This window comes from Thalassotalea montiporae (genome assembly GCF_053485855.1).
The window spans coordinates 323,425-344,889 of record NZ_JBQRUO010000001.1 but is presented as its reverse complement, the minus strand read 5'-3'; the positions used below and the strand labels follow the sequence as shown (position 1 = coordinate 344,889).

General features: G+C 44.5%; 13 protein-coding genes. 4 read left to right on the top strand and 9 right to left on the bottom strand.

The genetic code is table 11. From position 1 onward, the window contains the following. Positions 1–51: 51 nt before the first annotated feature. The 5 genes from ACSLUR_RS01460 to kduD form a co-directional block, all read right to left on the bottom strand. On the bottom strand, positions 52–1,350 hold the full coding sequence (locus ACSLUR_RS01460; protein ID WP_448551150.1) for a TRAP transporter large permease: 1,299 nt from the start codon (positions 1,348–1,350) through the stop codon (positions 52–54). Continuing rightward, positions 1,340–1,843 carry a TRAP transporter small permease gene (locus ACSLUR_RS01455; protein WP_448551147.1) on the bottom strand — a complete coding sequence of 168 codons (504 nt, stop codon included), beginning with the start codon at positions 1,841–1,843 and terminating at the stop codon, positions 1,340–1,342. Before ACSLUR_RS01455 ends, ACSLUR_RS01460 begins: the two co-directional genes overlap by 11 nt. Further along, positions 1,836–2,834, bottom strand: a complete 999-nt coding sequence (locus ACSLUR_RS01450; RefSeq protein ID WP_448551145.1) for a TRAP transporter substrate-binding protein — start codon at positions 2,832–2,834, stop codon at positions 1,836–1,838. Before ACSLUR_RS01450 ends, ACSLUR_RS01455 begins: the two co-directional genes overlap by 8 nt. Positions 2,835–2,923: 89 nt before the next feature. Further along, positions 2,924–3,766: a 5-dehydro-4-deoxy-D-glucuronate isomerase gene (gene kduI / locus ACSLUR_RS01445; RefSeq protein WP_115999028.1), complete on the bottom strand. Its 843-nt coding sequence runs from the start codon at positions 3,764–3,766 to the stop codon at positions 2,924–2,926. 61 nt (positions 3,767–3,827) lie between these two features. Then, positions 3,828–4,598: a 2-dehydro-3-deoxy-D-gluconate 5-dehydrogenase KduD gene (kduD, locus tag ACSLUR_RS01440; RefSeq protein ID WP_448551143.1), complete on the bottom strand. Its 771-nt coding sequence runs from the start codon at positions 4,596–4,598 to the stop codon at positions 3,828–3,830. 470 nt (positions 4,599–5,068) lie between these two features. Between kduD and ACSLUR_RS01435 the strand changes: the two genes are divergently transcribed. Then, entirely contained in the window at positions 5,069–6,379 is a 1,311-nt protein-coding gene (locus tag ACSLUR_RS01435; RefSeq protein WP_448551141.1) for a DUF4861 domain-containing protein, read from the top strand. Between the two features lie 9 nt (positions 6,380–6,388). Next, a complete protein-coding gene (locus ACSLUR_RS01430; protein ID WP_448551139.1) occupies positions 6,389–7,942 on the top strand; it encodes a sulfatase-like hydrolase/transferase in 1,554 nt (517 codons plus the stop codon). A 107-nt stretch (positions 7,943–8,049) separates the two neighbouring features. On the opposite strand, the gene ACSLUR_RS01425 is transcribed toward ACSLUR_RS01430, so the two are convergent. The 3 genes from ACSLUR_RS01425 to ACSLUR_RS01415 form a co-directional block, all read right to left on the bottom strand. Then, on the bottom strand, positions 8,050–8,634 hold the full coding sequence (locus tag ACSLUR_RS01425) for a type II secretion system protein (RefSeq protein WP_115999024.1): 585 nt from the start codon (positions 8,632–8,634) through the stop codon (positions 8,050–8,052). A gap of 350 nt (positions 8,635–8,984) precedes the next feature. Next, entirely contained in the window at positions 8,985–11,492 is a 2,508-nt protein-coding gene (locus tag ACSLUR_RS01420) for a TonB-dependent receptor (protein ID WP_448551136.1), read from the bottom strand. A 347-nt stretch (positions 11,493–11,839) separates the two neighbouring features. Further along, positions 11,840–13,144, bottom strand: coding sequence for a glycoside hydrolase family 88/105 protein (locus tag ACSLUR_RS01415; protein ID WP_448551134.1), 1,305 nt, complete (start codon positions 13,142–13,144; stop codon positions 11,840–11,842). Positions 13,145–13,439: 295 nt separating this feature from the next. Between ACSLUR_RS01415 and ACSLUR_RS01410 the strand changes: the two genes are divergently transcribed. Beyond that, on the top strand, positions 13,440–16,607 hold the full coding sequence (locus ACSLUR_RS01410) for a chondroitinase family polysaccharide lyase (RefSeq protein ID WP_448551133.1): 3,168 nt from the start codon (positions 13,440–13,442) through the stop codon (positions 16,605–16,607). A gap of 39 nt (positions 16,608–16,646) precedes the next feature. Next, positions 16,647–18,260 (top strand): sulfatase, encoded by a 1,614-nt coding sequence (locus ACSLUR_RS01405; RefSeq protein WP_448552958.1) that lies wholly within the window; start codon positions 16,647–16,649, stop codon positions 18,258–18,260. A 125-nt stretch (positions 18,261–18,385) separates the two neighbouring features. On the opposite strand, the gene ACSLUR_RS01400 is transcribed toward ACSLUR_RS01405, so the two are convergent. Further along, positions 18,386–21,058, bottom strand: coding sequence for a TonB-dependent receptor (locus ACSLUR_RS01400; RefSeq protein WP_448551131.1), 2,673 nt, complete (start codon positions 21,056–21,058; stop codon positions 18,386–18,388). Between the last annotated feature and the right edge of the window lie 407 nt (positions 21,059–21,465).

The window sequence follows — 21,465 nt, the reverse complement described above, 5'->3', positions numbered from 1 at the left end:
GTAGATAATTGCTATACACAACTTGGCGGCCATCCCAATTAGGTTAAATCATTACATTAAGCCAAATAGCTTAGGTAAAAACTCGCTAATCGCGGGAATATAAGTCACCAACATTAAGGCGATAAACATCGCAAAATACAGTGGTAGCATAGGTTTGATCATTCGCTCTATAGAGGTTTTAGCGACCGAGCAGCTAACAAATAAAACGGCTCCAACGGGTGGTGAACACAGGCCAATCGATAAATTCAGCACCATCATAATGCCGAAATGAATCGGCGACATACCTAAGCTCTCAGCGACAGGTAGAAAGATTGGAGTGAAAATTAGTACGGCTGGTGTCATATCCATAAAGGCGCCAACCACAATCAGTACGATATTGATGATCAATAAAATAATCAGCGGGTTTTCGCTTAACACTAACAAGGCGTCGCTGATGGTTTGCGGTACGTTTTCGTAGGATAAAATCCACGACATCGCAGACGAAGTGGCAATTAAAAACATCACAATTGCGGTAATACCTGCCGCTTTTAGCAAGACATCTGGAAGCTCTTTTACCTTCACTTCCTTATACAGCACGACAGATAAGAACAAAGAGTACAACACCGCAATTGCGCCCGCTTCGGTTGCAGTAAATATACCGCCGACAATGCCACCAATAACTATGCCAATCAGCAATAAACTGGGCAGTGCCGCAAGCACCTTTTCCGCCACCAGTTTAACTGGTAACCTGTCCTCTGTTGGAAAACCCCGACGTAGCGCATAAACCGAACAGACTAACATCAAGAAGCTAGCCACTAGCACGCCCGGTAAATAACCAGCGACAAACAGTGCCGAAATAGACACACCACCGCTGGCAATGGCGTAAATAATCAAGATATTACTAGGCGGAATGATCATTCCCGTAGTTGCTGCGGTTGCTGTGACCGCTGATGAAAAATTGCGATCATAACCGCGCTTTTCCATTTCTGGGATCATAAAGCTACCAATCGCACTAGTTGCTGCTACTGCTGAGCCGGATATGCCACCAAACAAAGTACACGACAACACGTTAACTAAGGCTAGACCGCCAGGTAACATACCAATTAATGCCATGGCACATTCAATCAGTCGCCGAGCAACGCCACCTTGTCCCATCAATAATCCCGATAGTACAAAAAATGGAATCGCCAGTAAGGCAAAGCTGTTTAAGCCCCCCACCATACGCTGAGCTATGGTGGTTACCGCTGGCATAAAGTCGATGCTAAATAGCATGGTCACTAAGGTGGCAACGCCAATACACACGGAAATTGGCAAGTTAATCAGCAATAGCGCGAAGAAGACGCCAATCAGTATTAGGCCACTAACTTCCATGTTCTTCCCCTTCACTGATCACACCATGCTCTAAAAGCCCAGCAATTTCAGCGATGCCATAGATACAGAACAATATGCCACTCATTGGCACTATGGCATAAACATGCGCTACTTTAATGCCTAGTGCAGCAGAGGTTTGTACTGGCGACATTGCCATATCAATTAAGTTAAAGCCACCCATGATCAAGGTAGTTACCGCAAAGAAAAATACCATGGCATGGCTAATAAGCGCCGCAACTAATTGCCCCTGCGCCGTCATTTTGTTAGTTAATACATTTAACCCTAAGTGCGCTCTATTGCGATAACAATAGACGGCACCTAGCATGCCTATCCAAATCAATAAGAAACGCGCCAGCTCTTCCGATCCAGAGCTTGGCGACTGCAAAATATAGCGTGATAGTACTTGCCAAGTAACCGTGAGTACTATCGCTAGCATCAATACCATTAAGGTCCGGGTGATAATCCAGTCCAAGCTTTGTAGTATTTTATTCACCTGCGCCCTCCTGCTGATAGTCAGCGACAGTCATGTTTTTTACTTGTTTGATACGCTCGAGGTAACGCCCTACTAGGGTATTGTTAAACGTGGCGTGAAAGGGAGCAACAGCTGCGAAAAATTCGGTTTTATCTGGATAGACAACTTTAACACCGGCTTTCTTAACTTCGGTTAAGGCGTGGTTTTCTGCCGCCAACCAGCCCGACTTTTGAAACTCAACCGCATCATTCATCGCCTGTGCCAACCATGCTTGCTGTTGCAGGGTCAAGGAATCAATAATATGCTTGCTTGCGATAATAACGTCGGGAATTGAGGTATGTTCATTTAACGAATAGTTTTGACAGATCTCATAGTGACGTGATGAATAAAATGCTGGTGGATTGTTTTCCGCACCGTCAACCACGCCCTGTTGCAAGGCCGCGTAGAGCTCCCCCCATGAAATAGGTGTCGCCGCACCGCCAAAGGCATCAATCATCTTAACGGCAGTTTGGCTATTCATCACTCGAATTTTTTTACCGACGACATCTTGTGGCGAGTGCACCATGTCATCACAGGTATAAAAGCTGCGGCTCCCCGCATCAAAATAGCCAAGGCCAGCAAGCCGTGCTTGCGCTAAGGAATCTAGAATATCTTTACCGACATCGCCTTGCAGCACCTGCCAGCGATGGGCTCGGTCGCGAAAGATATAAGGTAAACTGTAGACCTTCATATCTGGCACAAAGCCTTCTAGCGCCGCCGCTGAGACCTTAGTCATGGCCAAGCTGCCAATTTGCAGTAACTCAACCATTTCACGCTCTGAGCCTAACTGACCATTGGCGTATAGCTTGAGTGCCATTTCACCGTCGGAGTAATGTGCCAGTCGCTCAGCCATATGCTGCAGTGACAAATGGACATTATGTCCCATGTCCAATGTATGCCCGACCCTAAGAGTTAGCTTGTTGCTTTGTTGCTGGCAGCCTAACATCATTAGGCTCAGCAGCGTGATTATCATTATTTTTGTTATCTTAATCACCATACTTCCCCCATCGCTTCCTAGAGACAAAAAACAGGCCTATTGGCCTGTTTTTTATCTGCTTATCATTACCTTAACTCAGTTGGCGCATACTTATCCATATCATCGTAATCTAAATTTTCGCCCGCCATTCCCCAAATAAAGGTGTAATTTGAGGTGCCTGCGCCGCTGTGAATTGACCATGCTGGTGAAATCACCGCTTGCTCATTCGCCGTCCAAATTAGGCGCGTTTGTTTAGGCTCTCCCATAAAGTGGGCAACTGCTTGGTCTTGTGCCAAATCAAAATATAAATAGGCTTCCATCCGGCGATCATGTTGATGGGCTGGCATAGTGTTCCACACGCTACCCGGCTTTAAGCTGGTCATGCCCATTTGCAGCTGGCAGGTATCGACAACACCGTTAATGATCAATTGATAAATTGAACGTTCGTTTGAGGTCTCTTGCGAGCCCAGCTCTAATACATTTGCCTCAGCCTTAGTGACCTTTTTAGTTGGGTAACTTTTATGGGCAGGTGCTGAATTTAAATAAAATTTAGCAGGTGATGCACTATCAAGGCTACGGAAGGTTACTAGCTTATTGCCAGCACCCACATATAACGCTTCTTTGTTATCAAGGAAGTATTCCTGACCATCAACAACCACCACGCCACTGCCGCCAATATTGATCAAACCCAGCTCACGTCGATCTAAAAAGTGTTGCGCTTTTAATGGGTCAATGGCATCTAACGATAAGGTTTGATTGACGGGCACAATACCCCCAACAATTAATCGTTCATAGTGTGTGTAAACCAGCTTGATTTTGTCTTGCTGAAATAAATCATCAGCGAGAAAGTTTTCTCTTAGCTGAGTGGTATCAAATCCTTTAGCCTCGTTATGACCAATGGCATATCTGTTTTCATAATCAATTGTCATAATACTATTCCGTTGTTGTGCCCATTATTATAGTTATTAACGCTTGTTGATTCATCACGGCCTACCTCGCTAACCAACCACCATCAACAGCCAACACATGGCCATTAACGTAGTCGCTTGCAGCTGTCGCCAAAAATACTGCGGCGCCCACCAACTGCTCCGGCTCGCCCCACTGCCCGGCAGGAATACGCTTTTCAATATCGCGATTGCGCTCAGGGTTGTCTTGCAACGCTTGGGTGTTATCAGTTCTAAAGTAGCCCGGGGCAATGGCATTCACCTGCACATTGCTAGCCGCCCACTCATTAGCAAGCGCTTTGGTTAAGCCGACAATAGCGTGCTTACTCGCGGTATAGGCTGGCACTGTGATGCCCCCCTGAAATGAGAGCATTGACGCGATATTGATGATCTTACCCTGACCAGCCGCTAGCATTTTTTGACCAATAAGCTGACTGAGCTGAAACGCAGCATTTAAGTTAACATCGACCACTTTTTGCCATTCGGTGAGTGGATATTCCGCTGCTGGAAAACGTGAAATTGTGCCGCCATTATTTATCAGTACATCAATTCGGCCAGTCAGTTGGTATGCCTGAGCAGCTAGACTGGCTACTTGATCAGGATCTGATAAATCTGCAGCTAAACCATAAGCTTTACCGCCCATTGCAGTAATCGCAGCTTCCGTATCAGCGCTACCGCCAGGGCGAGAGCTGCTGCAAATCACTTCCGCGCCCGCTTGTGCTAACCCAATCGCCAACGCACGGCCTAAACCTCTACTCGCTCCTGTGACCAAAGCGACTTTACCGTGCAGCGAGAATAGTGCTTGCTGTGAACTCATTATCATACGCCCTAAGCTAATTACCTTGACTTACTAATTAAGATATCAGTCCTCATGTTATCATACAAGTAAAAATAAAAAGATAATTTGCAGATATACAGGGGAACTATCGAGTGATTATCACTTCGCTATTTGTTTTCGCCATAATAAATACAATGGTAAACAAACGCTTAACTTAAAGCACTGAAGTGATTGTCAGGAGATGAATATCAGGTATCGAGTTGCTTAGTGTTAGCCAATGTTCCCATTAAGGATAAAGAACAGCGCTGGTTATTCGCCCAATAAGCTAAAGTAAGCTCAAACTTCCGCCTTTGGTTACTTATTAAACGTTGACATCTATTCGTTACTTATATGTAATCATACAAGATGACAATAACCTGTACCCACCAAGTTCAACTTAACACTAATGTGCTAAGTTGAACCCATTTAGATAACGATGGCGACAGGAATAAACAACAGGTAAGCAAGACATGCATAATAAGCCAAGTAAATTCACCTATCTTCTGGCTGCGACGGCAGCCACCACACTGCTAGGTTGTTCGCCACAGCCGAAACTAACCGCGACCGACAATGGTTCGAATAACACAGTATCGACCACTGCACCGGCTGAGTCGAGCATTTCCTTTTCAGTCGCTAACCCAACAAAGCAAAATCGCAGTGAAGAGCTAGTCACCATAGCTAAAGCGCAACTATTAACGTTAGCGTCAGAAGTTAACCTAAACGCGGCAACCCTGTATCAAGGTGAGCAAGAAGTTGCTAGTCAAACGATTGATAATGATGGTGATGGGCAAGCAGATGCCCTGCTCTTTATCAGCCAGCTTGACGCCGAGCAAAATAAAACCTTTACCTTAAGTTATCAAGCTAAAGGACAAGTGACACATCAATACCCGTCGCGCGCGCATGCTGAGTTATCGATTAATCAAGGTGGTATTCGCGGCGCCGATGGCAAGTTGCAAGGTGGTGAATTTATTCCTGTTAAGTTTCAACAGATCCCAGAAGATCATATCCCCGGTGACTTTCAATTTCGTTATGAAGGGCCAGGCTGGGAGTCAGATAAAATTGCCTATCGCCTCTACTTTGACGAGCGAAACGTTAACGATATTTTCGGTAAAAGAGTGCCTGATATAGTCTTGCCGGAAGTGGGTCATATCGGCGTTAGCTACCATGAACCAGCGCCGTGGGGCATGGATATATTAAAGGTTGGCCCCTCATTAGGCATCGGCGGTTTAGGTATGTTGGTAAATGGCAAGTTAAGCCGGGTTGCCACCGCCAGCGATATGAGTGTCAACATTATTGAGCAGGGACCAATCCGCGCTCATTTACAGGTAAAGCATACTGACTGGGCAATCGCCGAGCAAAAATTTCAGTTAACTAGTGATCTAACCCTAAGCGCGGGCTCGCGTTTGACTCACAACCAATTAACCATAGATGGCTCGCCAGATAATTTAGTGACAGGTATTGTTAAACACCAACCGAGTGAATTAATCACCTCTGACACTAGTCTAGGAGACTGGGCTTACATAGCAACCTTTGGCAAACAAAGTTATGTCGGCGATGAAATGGGCATGGCGATTTTCTATAAAAAATCGACATTACTTGAAGTCAGTGAAGATAGCCATAACCACTTAGTGGTGATGAAGCCAACACAAGGTAAGCTGGACTATTACTTTGCTGGTACTTGGGCGCAAGATGTCGACGGTATTGCCACTAAACAAGGCTTTGTGGACTATTTAGAGCAAACCTTAGCGGGACTAAATCAACCGCTTACCATTAATTTATAGGCGCGCGGTATGATGACTAAGGTAAACACTATGCTGCTAGTGGCACTAGCTCTGTTAGTCTCCAGCTATTCACAGGCAGACACACAAAAGCCCAATATTGTCATTATTTATGCCGATGACTTGGGAGTTGGTGATGTTAGCGCTTATCAAATGGGCAAGCTACAAACCCCAAATATTGATGAAATCGCCAAGCAGGGGCTGAAATTCAATCAAGGCTATGCTACTGCCGCAACCTGCACTCCAAGTCGTTACTCCTTGTTGACTGGCCAATACCCGTGGCGTAAAAACGCTAAGATCTTGCCCGGTGATGCGCCATTACTGATTGATCCGGCACAAGAGACGCTCCCTAAAATGCTCAAGCGTGCTGGCTATCGCACCGGCATTGTTGGTAAATGGCATTTGGGCCTTGGCCATGGTCAGGTCGATTGGAACCAAACCATAGCGCTTGGACCAAACCAAGTGGGTTTTGATTACTCTTATATAATGGCGGCGACGAATGATAGAGTGCCAAATGTCTATTTAGAAAATGGTGCGGTTATTGGCCTTGAGCCAGACGATCCTTTATATGTTAGCTACCAAAAGAACTTTGCAAACCAGCCAACTGGTCTCGACAACCCAGAGTTAATGACCAAGATGAAGTTTAGCAACGGTCACTTCCATAGTATTAACAATGGCATACCGCGTATTGGCTATCAAACAGGAGGGAAAAAGGCACAGTGGCGAGATGAAGATATGTCAGATCTATTCTTGGCAAAAGCAACAGAGTTTATCGATGCCCAAGTAGTACCAACTGTGACCCTAAAAAACCAAGACCAAAACCAACCATTTTTTCTATTCTACAGCTTACATCAGCCTCATGTACCACGAGTGCCGCATCAGCGATTTGCCGGCAGTTCAGGGCTAGGGCCAAGGGGTGATGCGATTTTAGAAGCAGATTGGGCGATTGGTCAGTTAATCGAACACTTAGCTCAACAAGGCTTAGCGCGCAATACACTGGTGATTTTCTCATCTGATAACGGCCCAGTTCTAGATGATGGTTATCAAGATCAGGCCGTTAGCAAAAACGGCGAGCATACTCCTTGGGGTATCTACCGTGGTGGCAAATATAGCTTATTTGATGCTGGCGCGCATGTGCCACTGCTTGCCAGCTGGCCGGGGACAATCGAAGCCAATAGCGAATCAGAGCAGCTATTTTCTCAGCTCGATTTGTTAGCGTCTTTATCAGCTCTTACTCAGCAGCCAGTTAGCAATAACGATACGCTCGATAGCGAAAACCACCTATCAACGCTGTTAGGTAAGTCAGCTAAGGGGAGAAAAGCGTTAGTTGTGCAAGCATTGGGTGGGCGAACTGCCTATCGCGAGCAAAACTGGTTATTTATTCCTGCCTATTGGGGTGATGAGAAACTGGCAAAAGAAGACATCGAAACCGGTGCCTGTTCTTGCTATCAGCTTTATGATCTCGCTAATGACCCCGGACAACAAACCAATTTAGCGGAGAAATACCCAGAAAAAACAAAGGCGATGAAAGCTGCCTATATGCGAATTATGGCTACCGCCGACTAATCCAACCAGCAAATTATTCACAGAGAATCTGTAACAATACCTACAAAAAAGGGCGTAAAACACGCCCTTTTTAGCACAGAAAGTTCCGCTAGCAGCGCTAAGGTCTGCTAAGGATTATACGGCCACTCTAGTGCGCGCACTTCACCTGTTTGCATATTGTATTGAATCACTGGCAAGCGAGAACCGTCTTGACCACTAAATCCACCACTTAGAAATCCGCCAGTGTAGACAAAATGACAAAATACATCAGTGGTCTCATTTAATAGTGCTAGCTGACCAGCATTGCTCGACCATTGTGCATTATTACTGTTGACACTAGACGACCACCCGTGATTAGCGGTAATAAAGCTCGGTATTGGTTGATCGTCAATCACATCTTGCCAAATAATCCGACAATCACCTTCGAACGCTGATGTAATATCATTTCCACCGGCAGGAAAGCCAGTAGCCGAAGGTACGCTAGTAACACCAGCAAAAGCTTGATCAGGTTGCCCTTTTGCCTGCCAACTTAGGTGGTAAAGGTTAACTCCTGAACGAAATGCGCCGACAAAACCATTGAACACAGCGCGCTCTGCATCTTGATTTAAATTGATAAAGCGAGGTAAGGCTACCGCGGCTAAGATACCAAGAATAACAATAACGACCACTAATTCAATTAATGTAAAACCCTGATTTTTCTTTTGCACTGCCATGACTAAATTTTGGTTAGATTACGACTAATATTGGCTGCAATTATTAAAGTTATATCTGTCGATGTAAAGTAAAATAATTGTTAAACACTATATAAATCATATGTTTTAGCACCACTTCTGAAAGCACATTAGCCAACATTACTCAATCAACCACTTAACTAAGTATTTGATCTTGTCAAACCAGTTACTTGTGACAAAACTCTCGGCATATCACAATAAATAAAGAGCATCTTAAGGTGGTAAAAAGCGCAATAAAAAACCAGCCTATTGGCTGGTTTTTTTACTACGTCAGTTTTCTGCTGCTTCGCAAAATTTATCGCGATATTAACCACGATACCAAAGCTTTCGGTTTAGAAGTGGAAAGTAACTGATGCGCCCCAGTATCGCTGTGAATCTTTACCGATAACACCTCGTAAGCCACCACCCACTTGATTAGAGCGCGTAACTAATCGAGTGTAGTATTCTTCATCCGTTAAGTTCTTAACGAATAGGTTAACGTTGTAATCGTACTCACCAATTGTTCCTTCGGTACCCACGTAAAGGTCTAGTAAGCCAAAAGATGGATGAATAGTGTCTGGGTTATGGTCGAAACGGTATTGAATTTCATCTTTCCAACGATAACCTAGACGAACATGTGACTCCTGCCCCATAAAGTCAAAGTCATAACGAGCATCAATACGGAACTGATGCTCTGGTGCTTGAGCTAATTCACGACCTTCAAGAATCAATACTTCTAGAGCGCCGTCATTCACAAACATACATTCGTCTGTACCCTTTAGCCCAGCAGGACAGTTCTGGAAGAATCCATCAAATTCATCATACGTCGCATCAATAAAGGCATAAGTACCATCTAGGGTGATGTTTTCAGATAAAATCGCTTTCCACTCAACTTCTAAACCTTGAGATATCACTTTACCCGCATTAACGAATAGTGGGCGACCAACTGTACCGTCTTCTGCTTCTTCATCTTCATCTTCAACGCGCACGCGCTCTTGGAAGTCCTCGTATTCAGTGCGGAACACAGTGACATTCAAGCGCAAATCATTGTCAAACCAATCTGAGCGCATCCCTAATTCAACCGACTTTGACTTTTCAGGTTTAACTGGGTTTAGTTCATCATTAGCAATATCTGCCGGAGCATTTGAGATCGCATTATACCAACCGACACCTTTGTAACCTGTACCGTATGAGCCGTAAAACATTAGATCTTTATTTACGCGATATTGCGCACCTAAGCGGTAAATAAATTCTGTATCATTGCTGTCTGCTTCATGAGTAAAACCCAGTGCTTCTTGATCTGCAGCATTCAACGTTCGGCCATTTAATTGCTTTAATAAAGCACGAGTCGCGTTACGACCACCTTCATAATAAAGCTCCGAATCTTCATCTAAGTAGCGAGCACCAACAAAAGCGGTTAACGCTTCAGAAAGGTGGAAATCAAACTGACCAAATACTGCCTTATTGGTTGATTCCACGGTAGTACGATATTGAGCAATTTGGTTGTAAAGCCCGCCACCTGTGGCGATACCACCGGTTTCTTGCCAACCATTGCGACACGCTAGCAAGTTGCCATCAACATCAAAGTCGGTCGGGTTGCCGTCATTGGCTTCATTACCTGGTTCCCAGTTTTCTAAACTCCAGAAAGTATCCCGTGCGGTTTGGTTACAGAACGCTTCCTTGGCCTCACGAGATTGATCAACGTTTTGATAAAATAGACCAGCAACAAACGACACTTTCTCATTGTCTGCCGAAATTCTTAACTCATGTTGGCGTGATTGGAAGGCGTTTTCACCACCAAAGTAGAATTCGGTATTATCTAACGTTGCACCACCAAATTCAGTATTGTTAAACAAACTCCAGTCGCGATAATGGCCAGTATAAGTCAATAAGTAATCACCAAAATCGTAGTTAGCTTCAACGGAGAACCCTGTGTTTTCAATGTCGCTAATTTGGTCATCGCTCATATAGGTGGCAAACTCCCCCCAGCCAGTATTATTCTGAACAAAGTCGCGTATCGCTGGGTGGTTTAAGTGAGCATTAAATTGGCGTGTTGGGTCAGTTTCAATAATGGTTGAACCACAACAATTACTGCTACTCTCTTTGTATTCTGCACGCACAAGCAAGTCGAAGATATCGCTTGGCTTATATAAGGCTTGCAATCGTGCACCTTGACTATCACGGGCACCAATATCATCTTGACCAGGTTTAAGGTTTTCCATAAAACCATCAGTGTCGCTATAAAGCAGGTTTAAGCGAAGCGCAACATCGTCAGTCACACCAAAGTTTGTCGTCAACTGTGTTTGCTTTAGGCTGTACTCGTCAGTAGCAAACTTTACCTTTCCGTAGTTTTCACCCAGCTCTGGGCGCTTTGAAATGTAATGAACAATACCTGATGACGTATTCTTACCAAACAACGTACCTTGTGGGCCGCGCAGAACCTCCACTCGCTCAGTATCCATTAAGTCGCCATTGAGCGCAGAAGAGCGCGGCAATACTTCGCCATCAATCATCATAGTGGTACTTGGTTCAATGCCCATATTGTTTTGGCTTGAACCAACACCGCGAATACTAATCGATGTAGTACGCGTTTCAGCACCTTGGTCTAACGTAATACCAGGTGCCAGCGAAACAATATCCGCAAATGTTGAAAGCTCTGAATTGGCAATGAAATCGCCACTAATCGCAGAAACCGATACCGGAACGTCTTGAATGTTTTGAACGCGTTTTTGCGCGGTAACTTCAATAACTTCAATTTCTTTATCGTCCTCAGCAAACGCAGTAAGCGACACGCTGGCGACAGCCGCACCTAATAGGTGGGTAGCAATAGCTTTGCTGATCAGTGATCTTTGGTAATTCATACTTATCCCCTACTTATTATTTTTTCATTAACTTGGTTGGATACGCCAGTTAATGATAAAGCTCGTTTGTTTTAGTGTTGTTTACAGCTTATATGATAACAATACTACCTGACCAGAATATAAGCAAACGCTTTTTTGATTATTTTTCGTTCGAAACTAAATCATTAAAAATCAGATAGATAGTTACAAATATGTGAGTAGGTTGATTTGGAAGATAAAAAAAGCCCAGTAATATTATTACTGGGCAACTTGGAAGGGGCACTCTGCTGGTGCCTACTATTCAGGAGCTAGTTGAGTATTTATCGGGTGTAAAATAGTGGAGACCTATCTCGCCATAGCTAACTTGGCTAATTTGCCAACTTATAAAGTTCAACACCCGTTAACAGAAAACCGCCAACACCATATATTTGTGTGTCATCTGCAGAAACAGTATCTGGTGCATGACCAATCTGCTGTACCCAGCCTAATTTGCCATCCGGCTGTACTGCATTAACTAAGCCTGACCACGCCTTTTGCACTGTTGGCAAGTAAGTTTGCTTATCCAGCAATCCCTGATTGATGCCTGACGCATACGCATAAGCAATTAATGCCGTGCCACTGGTTTCTTTATATGGCTGTGACTCAGGTGCCAACACCGAAGGTCGCCATAAGCCATCGTCTTGCTGAGCGGTGACTAAGCGTGCCATGACTTTTTTGAAAATATCTTCATAGTCAGCTCGTTGTGGATGTTCTGCTGGAACATTTTCTAAAATACGCGCTAAGCCAGCAACGACCCAGCCAACACCGCGGGCCCAGATAATCTTTTCACCATTGGCTTCTCGGCGGTCAAAGAAACGGGTATCACGGAAAAATAAGTGGTCTTCTTTATCCCATAACAAATTTGCCGTTTCCCAGAATTCTTTATTGGCAAAATCAAAGTACTTTTGTTCGCCTGTTACCTTAGCTAAGTGCATCCATACAGGTGGGCCCATAAACAACGCATCTGCCCAGCACCAGCGACTCTTACAAGGTACGATACTAAACTGTCGGCCTTCAAATTCATCAAACGGCAGCTCGTTGTTATCTTGATCCGCCTTGGGGTCAACCTTAATTTTCTTGAAGTACAAATCTGTGGTCGACGGCGATAACAAAATAATGTCGAAAATGGTTTTTAGTGGTTCAAGTACACTTGGGTCTTGGTATTGATCGTATAAGTCGAGATACAGCTGACCTATTGCATAGTCATCAGCATTGTAAATACGAGGCGCAAATAGGTATTGGTTGCGTTTGGCAATGTCTGCCAATTGCTTGAAGTAGCTTTCATCGCCCTGCTCTGCCGCTAATTTTGCCCACTTCGCCATGCCAACATGAAACGCTGCATACACCCAGCCTTGCGGATGACTATCAGCTTGATCTGCCGACATAAAAGCGCCTTCTTCATAACCTTCAAACAGATTCGTTTGCTGATTAAACTTACTCATCTGCCAGTCAGACACGTATTTCATAGTTTGGTAAACGGCCGCTTTACTTAGCTCATCAGATACTGGGCTAGCCGCCTGGCTGCTTGCTTGCACCGCACTAGGCTGCTCACTGCAAGCACTAAATGCCAGCACTGCAGCACTAATTGCCCCCAAATAAAGTCCGGAAAGTTTTTTCTTATTTATCAGCGTCATTGCATCTATTCCTGTGAATACACTTTATCTATGCTTGAACTTAGTGAATGACTCACCTAGCACGTTATATGTTTTCATATAAGCATACATTAAATAGAACCTCAAGAATAAACTTGTCGAAAAGTTAAATAGTTTTTGTTGAAAAAGCAGGCACAAACGAAACTAGGCTAGCAAGTGTAAGTATTGCTTGCAAATAGCAAACTTAGTTATATGATATCTTACAAGATAAATAATTCATTATTAAATGAACCGCCACTAATTACTAACGAGCAATAGCTGAATTAAGGAAGAACAAATGAAACTGCCCGCATATCCACAATTCTTTATCTTCGCTATTGTCCTATTACTGACAACAACAAGCCATACAACACAAGCGGAGCAGACAACTCAATTACTGTCGTTTGAACAGACCATCGACTCGCAACAGATTAACGCAACCAATAGTCGGCTTACGATTACTGACCAGCAAGCAAAATTCGGCCAACACTCACTAAAGTGGCAGTTTAGCGCAGGCAGTGAATTAACGTTAAATCAGCATATAGGCTTTAAGACGTTTAACCCAAACGCTAAAAAGCAAGCACGCCATACTTTTATGACATGGCTATACAATGAAACACCAATCAAAGATAAGCTAACTTTTCAATTTGCTGAGAACCAGCAGGTAGCGGTCAGTTTTGATGTTAACCTTGACTTCCAAGGCTGGCGAGCGGTCGCAGTCCCCTTTGAAACAGATATGCAGGGGCAACCACATGAGGCGATGAACCAGCTCATTGTTAAGGCGCCAGCTGCTCTTTCTCCTAGCACCACGGCTACCATTTACTTCGACTTAATGGCGCTAAGCATTCCTGTTGACCCTCGTTGGCCAACACCAGACTTTCAAGTTCCGCATGTTAATAAAGCGATCATGGCAAGGGCCAATGCACATTGGGGTGCACTGCTGACCTATGACGAATGGCAACAGCAGTACGAGCAATTACCGCATACACCAACAACCTCCGCCGAGCAAAGCGCTATCGCACAAATTACCGCCCGCATCGATCAAGATATTCTCAATAGCTTTAACAGTTCACTCAACAAGAGCGGCAAAGTGAAAGAGCGCGCTAAACACAAAACCCGTAAGGCGTTGAGAAGCCAACAACAAAACTTAGTTTCAGGCAAGTACGCAGAAAATACTCTCAATCGAGGCGAAGAACGCTACTTCACCGACAATGGCCAATTAAAGCCAATACAAATGGGGCGTCAATTAGAGGTTTACAAAAAAGCGCCAATAAATAAGCAACAGTGGCAATCACTAAATAAAGAAACGGTAAAATTTAGACAAGTCGCTAGGCATCTCCTTCAACTCGCTAGAGCGTATCGACTAACTAAACCTGCACATATGAAAGCGAAAGTAAAAAAACAATTTACGAGTCTGGTTGCTCATATGTATCAGCAAGGTTATGTGCGCGGTAGTGCGGTCGGTATAATGCACCACCAGGGCTACTCGATGCGTGAATGGTCAAAAGCGCTGTTTCTTGGCCGTGAAATGCTTAACCCTGAACTTTTAAAAGACAGCCAGCAAGCCATTGCTTGGCTAACTGGCCTAGGCCGAATCTTCCGCCCTGAGCAAGAAAACAATGGCTTTAATGTCGATGTCATGAATACCTTTTTACCCGGTATGTTAATGTCGATCGTAATGCAAACTGAGCAAGATCTGCAGGTTGCTTATTTACGCGCGCTGTCGCAATGGATGTCCTACTCTATGCTGGCAATAAAAGGGCTCAGTGGCGGCATTCAGCCAGATGGCTCTTTTTACCATCACGCCCAGCATTATGTCGCTTATGGCAATGGTGGTCTCAATGGCCTAACCCCAGTGGTGTACTACCTTAGCCATACACCATTTGCACTGTCAGATGATGCGTACCTGAGGTTGCGCCACGGTGTGATGATGACACGCCTTTTCTCTAATGGTTTAAAGGCGCCGATAAGTTTAGCTGGACGGCACCCTGAAAAATACGAAGAGATCACACTAGCCCCGTTTAAGTACCTCACTTTAATGGGGGATAAAAAAGTCGCTAGTGCTTACTTACGTTTAGCCAACATCGACACCAATAAACTCAAAAACAAAGCCATTTCAATAACCCCAGAAGCAACACCCAATGGCGCTTGGGTCATGAACTACTCTAGCTTAGCCATACAACGACGTAACGACTGGCTGGCCACCGCTCGTGGCTTTAGCCGCTACTTGGTAGGTAATGAAAGCTATGCCGACGCTAACCATTTTGGCCGCTATATGAATTATGGTCATGTCGAAATTCTGCCATCAGCAACTCAAGACGGCGGTTATCAAGAAGCGGGTTGGAACTGGAACCGCTGGCCCGGCACCACCACAGTTCACTTACCGTTAGATTTACTCGCTGCGAATATTTATCAAGTGGATCAATACTCGGGTGTTGAAGAGATGTTATTGTCAACGCAAAGCTATGCGGGGGCAAATCATCTTGATCAGCAAAATGCCATGTTCGCCATGAAGTTGGAGGGGCACGCCAAATACAACGATGATTTAACCGCGAATAAATCCGTCTTTTTCTTTGATAATCGCATGGTGGCGCTAGGCTCCAATATCAGTAACTCCAATCGCCACTATCCAACGGAAACCACCCTATTCCAACAAAGTATCAGTGAAGATCAACCAAGCTTTATTGGCACACAAGCGATCACTGGGAACAACACTAACAAGCCCACACAGCTCAATACCGATAGTTTCTATCTAGATACCCTAAATAACGCTTACTTTATACCTAAAGACCAAACTGTATTATTTGCCCGCCAGCATCAGCAATCACTGGAAAATGAGCGCAAACAGCCAACCGAAGGGGACTTTGCCAGCCTAGTGTTAAGCCACGGTAAAGCGCCACAAAATGCCAGTTATCAGTACGCCGTATTAATTGGCAGTACGCCGACAGAAGCACAAAACTTTCATCAGCAGCTAGACAGTAAAACACCACCATATCAGGTATTACAGCAAGATAAGCATGCTCATATCGTTCACGATAAGGCGACGGATATTACTGGCTATGCGTTATTTAGCAGCAACCAGCAATTGGCTGATAGCTTAATTGCCGCCAACGACACCCCGATTATGGTTATGGCGCAAGTCAAGACTTCAGCTGCTTCGCCAGCTAAACAGGGCAAGCAGGCCTCGGTGCTAAAACTCGCGGTTACCGATCCCGACTTAAACTTGTACCAAGGGGTTGATGCCAATCAAGTAGGAGTTGATGGTAAACAAAAAGAAGTCAGTATTTATTCCACCAAGTGGCGACATAACCAGCCACAAGCCAAAACCAACCAGCTGACCCTAAATGGGCTATGGCAAGGCCAAGGGGAACATTACCAAGTGCTTAGCCATGACAATAATCAAACGGTACTGGCGGTTACCTCGATTGCGGCTACGCCAGTGCAAATTCAGCTAACCCAAATTTAACCAACATAAAGATTTAGCAAAGATAGAGAAGGTAAGGTGATGGTTTCCCGACGACAGTTTTTGCAATTAACCGGATTATCGCCGCTACTTGCTACCGCAAGTTGCAGTAAGCCCACACCAGAGCAAACAGTCGCTGGCTCATCAGTTAATCCAACCGTTAATAAACCCAATGTACTATTTATTTGTATTGATGATCTTAATGATTGGATTGGCAGCTTACGGGGGCATCCACAAGCGAAAACCCCAAATATCGATCGCTTAATGAGTTCCGGCGTCAACTTTACCAACGCCCACTGCTCTGCCCCAATTTGCTCGGCCTCGCGCAATTCGCTACTCACTGGTTTAAAACCCAGTACCACTGGCTGGTATACCAATGCTAAATTTGAGCATTCAGTCGATGATATTTTAAAAGATATTCCGACCTTGCCAGAGCACTTTAAAAATAATGGCTATAAAACCATGGCAGGCGGCAAAGTATTTCATACCGGGGTTTCAGATTACCGTCACCACCAATGGCATGAGACTTTACCTGAATATGTGATCACCAATGAGTATTTGTTAGGCCGCGGCTATGGTTATGGCCGCTATGGCAACAAAGATCACAAGTATTACCCCTTCCCTAAAGATGGCGGTCAAATTGTCCAAACCTTAGGGCCAGATACCCGTGGTAAGTCGCTATGCTGGGGCGCGTTAGATCGTAAAGACATTCCTCACAATGGTGTGATGCCCGATGAATATATTGCCAACTGGGCAATAAAGCAGTTGCAGCAGACACATCAACAGCCGTTTTTCCTTGCAGCAGGTTTTATTCGGCCGCACTCGCCTTTTACCGCGCCAAAAGAATATTTTGATTTGTTCCCATTAGAACAAGTGCAAATGCCAGAAATTATTGACGATGAAATGGCAGATATTCCGCTGTATGGCAAAGCCATGGCATTGGGCATTATTGACGGTGGCGATCATGCAGCGGTTACGCAAGTCAGTGATAGCTTTTGGCGCGAACTGGTTAGAGCAAACCTCGCCTGTATTGCCTTTGTTGATGATCAAGTGGGTAAGTTGTTAGATGCGCTAGAAGCTGGGCCAAACAGCGCGAATACCTTAGTGATGCTGTGGTCAGATCATGGTCAAAACTTTGGTGAGCACAGAAATTGGCGAAAAATGACCTTATGGCAAGAGTCTACCCATGTGCCTTTTGTTATCCGCCTGCCCGGCCAAACGCAAGGCAAAGTTTGTCCACAAGCGGTTAGCCTATTAGATATTTACCCAACCTTAACTGCCCTGTGTCAGCTACCTGCAGTCGATACCAATGAAGGCTTATCATTAGCCAGTTTGTGTGCTGAACCGAGCTTGGAGCGTGCGCAACCGGCAGTCAGCACTTGGGGTTATAAAAACCATGCGGTGATCACATTGACATGGCGCTATATTCAATATCGCGATGGCAGCGAAGAGCTTTACCACAATATCGATGATCCTAATCAGCATTACAATTTAGCCGAAATGCCTGAGCACCAAGCGGTTAAAAATACCCTGCAAATTTGGTTACCGAAGCACAACCAATTGCCACCGGGGATGAGCGATTTTACAGGCGACTTTTTAGAGCAACGAATTAATCAATGGCAGCAGGCAAATGGTGTGCCCGACTGGCTAAGCTAAAAGTGGTTAAGCTAATAAGCTCAATAACGTAAGTTCAACCGTAAAGAACAGACATAAAAAAACGATAGCTATTGCTATCGTTTTTTTGTTTTACTGGCACCTGTTAACTAGGTGCCATCTTGCCATTAGAACTCGTAACGGGCACCAAAGTAATAAGTACGGCCACCGTAACCAAGCTGTTGGAAGCGCTCAGGTACACCTGAGTAATCCACATCAGGCTCACCCGTCACATTTAGCGCACGTAACGATAGGGTTAGGTTGTCGTTAACGTTGTAGCTAGACGAGATATCTAACTGACCACGTGAATCACGCTGCTGCACACCTAAGAAGCCGCCTAAGCTCGCAAGGAACGAGCTCCGATAGTTGTAAGCGGCACGAATCGCGAAATCATCCGTTTCATAGTAACCAATAAAGTTGTAAGTATTCTTCGACAAGTTAATTGGCGGTAAGTCTTCACCTGTGATTGGATCTTGCTCACCAGAATCAGCTTCTAAATAAGTTGTATTGAATACCACACCAAAGCCATTTTCAAAGTTATGGGTGACACCAAACTCAATACCTTTGTAGGTATTACCTTCAGGTGAGTTGTAGGTTTGGCTGATATCAAACGTATTGCCAGCGCTATCCTTACACACACCAGAGGCTTCACTTAGCGCGCCTGTCGCTAAATCAAAAGTGCTTGGACAAACAGAGCGTGTACCCACGGCATCAGTCACATCTTTATAGAAAATCGAGGTATAAACCGCATTACCATCGCCGTAGTAGTACTCTAGCGTCGCATCAAAAGCATCGGCTAATTGTGGCTCTAGGTTAGGGTTACCTTCAACAATCGTATAGTCAGTGGTACCTGCAGAAGGATCTTCCACTTGGCGTACCGTGCGATTAAAGTTACTAGCCGCCAATTTCGGACGAATCAGCACTTGCGAGGCGCTAAAGCGCGTTACCCAATCATCGTTAATATCTAACGAGAACGAGAAACTTGGCAAGGTATTGTTGTAGTCGCTATCAAAGTTTACGTCTTGATCACCTTGCACCACTGGTGCATTACTGGTTTGCTCGGTCCGAATATGGCGAACGCCAAGGTTCGCTCTAAATGGCATTTCACCAATTTCACCTTCAAAATTCGCCATCGCATAAGCGGCATAGATATCACGTTCAGCAGAGAAGATATCACCTCTAAATTCCGTTTCCTGACGAGTCGCTCGCACTTCAGGTGTTAACACCATATCTAACAAACGTGGTAAATCGACAGTTAACCAATGTGCTGGCCAACCATTCGGGCGGTTACCACCTAAGAAGTTAGTGGCGGCATTTTGTGACACTTCGGTAAAGTCAGGCATCACCTGTGCCACCAGTGCAGCGTCATGAGTTACCCGAGTACGAGTACGCTCACTTTTCTCATTGCGGTATTTGACACCAAATTCAACCGAGCTCAAGATGCCGTTGTCGAACATGCGATCAACATCAATTTGAAAGGCATTTTCTTCCAGCTCAGTACCTTTTGGCTGGTTCGCCCCCAATGAAATTGAGTTAACTGCGTCAGGGCGGGCATTGGCTGACCAAGTATTCGGGTCGTTCACCGCCTGCGAAGAAACAAAGCTTAAATCATTAGTATCACCCGCACCCGATGAAGTCATATCAGCCGCTAAGTGATCAACATTGAAATTAAAGATAAAGAACTGGTTATTCTGGAAAGATTCACCTTTAGAAGTATGCAGGGCACTGCTCACCGTCCATGTACCGTCAGTCCATTCTATATCTGCGGTATAGGCGTAGGTTTTCATATCGTCGGTACGATAAACCGGTAGGTTCCAAAGTTGTACATTGTCAGCTTCAGTGGCAAAGATAGTATCTTTAGCGCCATCAACACTGGCTGGTTCAATTTTAGAATCAACAATGTTGTCGCCGGTATTAAAGTCTGGGCGTAAGTTGGCAATTGAATTCACACCAACGTTTTCTGCTTTAATGCCCTTAAGGCCAAGGGTAAGCTGATCATTCACTTTATAATCAAGCGCTAAGTTAAAGGTTAAACCATCCGCTTCGTAGCGCTCAATACGCGAACGTGTTTTACTCAAGCGCACGGCATTGTCTTCGCCATCACCATTGGTATCAACCAAGCGTGGGCTTTGGATCCAAATCGCATCAAAGCGCGTGTTAACGTCTTCTGAAACAACATTGAACAAGACACCTAGCTTGTCATCGAGAAACTTATCCGCGAATGTCGCGCTTAACCGCGGATCCACTTCTTTGTCTAAATCGCCATAAATACCATCAACAGAGATAATTGCGCGGCGCTCATCAAAATCTAATGCTGACGCGGTTTCAATATTCACCACACCAGCTAAACCACCTTCATCTAAATCAGCTGTTGGCGATTTATAAACATTGATACTTGATGCCACTTCCGATTCGACAAAGCCAAAATTAAAGCCGTCAAAGCCTGCCGCCGCGAAAGTTTGGCCATTAACAGTAGTACGCGCTAAACGCGGGTCTAAACCACGTACCGCGATTTGACCACCACGACCTTGCGAGCGGGTAATTTGCACACCGGGAATACGCTGAATCGCTTCGGCAATATTATCGTTCGGTAATTTACCAATATCATCAGCCGAAATACCGTCAACAATCTTAATGTCGGCACGCTTAACATTGAGTGCGTTAATGATTGAACTGCGAATCCCTCTAACTTCAATCACTTCCGTTTCCTCGGCGCTTTGGCCAGACTCTTGGGCAAACACAGGCACACTAGCAAAAGCGCTTAGTATTGATGCTGCCAATAAGTTCTTTTTATATTCCATACCCTACCTTTATTATTGTTATATGTGCTTGCCACATTACAACTAATCCATTGATAACAAATGAAGTTATAATAGCTAACGCAAACCAAGTTGTATGATAACAATATCACCAGAACAAAAAACAAGCAATTTTTAATTCGCACTAAGGCGCGGCTAAAGTAGATGGCATAAAATAAGTAAATTTTTTTATATATTTATAAGAAATTCACAACAACCACTAAACAACTGGTTTTTAAATAATTTATAAGAAAATCACATGTTCATTTCGAGCATCCAGTATCTGAATGAAGCGTCGCAAGTTTGATCATTCCTTAATCCTAGTATAACTTGTGATCTAATCAGTTATCTTATAACTGATACTAAGGAGCAGTAAACAACAGGAACACCACACATATAACGACAACTAA

Coding starts and splice junctions, on each gene's coding strand:
- kduD (WP_448551143.1), bottom strand. CDS start 4,598: ATGAGTTCACAGCAAGCACTATTCTCGCTGCACGGTAAAGTCGCTTTG.
- ACSLUR_RS01400 (WP_448551131.1), bottom strand. CDS start 21,058: ATGGAATATAAAAAGAACTTATTGGCAGCATCAATACTAAGCGCTTTT.
- ACSLUR_RS01430 (WP_448551139.1), top strand. CDS start 6,389: ATGATGACTAAGGTAAACACTATGCTGCTAGTGGCACTAGCTCTGTTA.
- ACSLUR_RS01410 (WP_448551133.1), top strand. CDS start 13,440: ATGAAACTGCCCGCATATCCACAATTCTTTATCTTCGCTATTGTCCTA.
- ACSLUR_RS01450 (WP_448551145.1), bottom strand. CDS start 2,834: ATGATAATCACGCTGCTGAGCCTAATGATGTTAGGCTGCCAGCAACAA.
- ACSLUR_RS01425 (WP_115999024.1), bottom strand. CDS start 8,634: ATGGCAGTGCAAAAGAAAAATCAGGGTTTTACATTAATTGAATTAGTG.
- ACSLUR_RS01405 (WP_448552958.1), top strand. CDS start 16,647: ATGGTTTCCCGACGACAGTTTTTGCAATTAACCGGATTATCGCCGCTA.
- ACSLUR_RS01460 (WP_448551150.1), bottom strand. CDS start 1,350: ATGGAAGTTAGTGGCCTAATACTGATTGGCGTCTTCTTCGCGCTATTG.
- kduI (WP_115999028.1), bottom strand. CDS start 3,766: ATGACAATTGATTATGAAAACAGATATGCCATTGGTCATAACGAGGCT.
- ACSLUR_RS01420 (WP_448551136.1), bottom strand. CDS start 11,492: ATGAATTACCAAAGATCACTGATCAGCAAAGCTATTGCTACCCACCTA.
- ACSLUR_RS01415 (WP_448551134.1), bottom strand. CDS start 13,144: ATGACGCTGATAAATAAGAAAAAACTTTCCGGACTTTATTTGGGGGCA.
- ACSLUR_RS01435 (WP_448551141.1), top strand. CDS start 5,069: ATGCATAATAAGCCAAGTAAATTCACCTATCTTCTGGCTGCGACGGCA.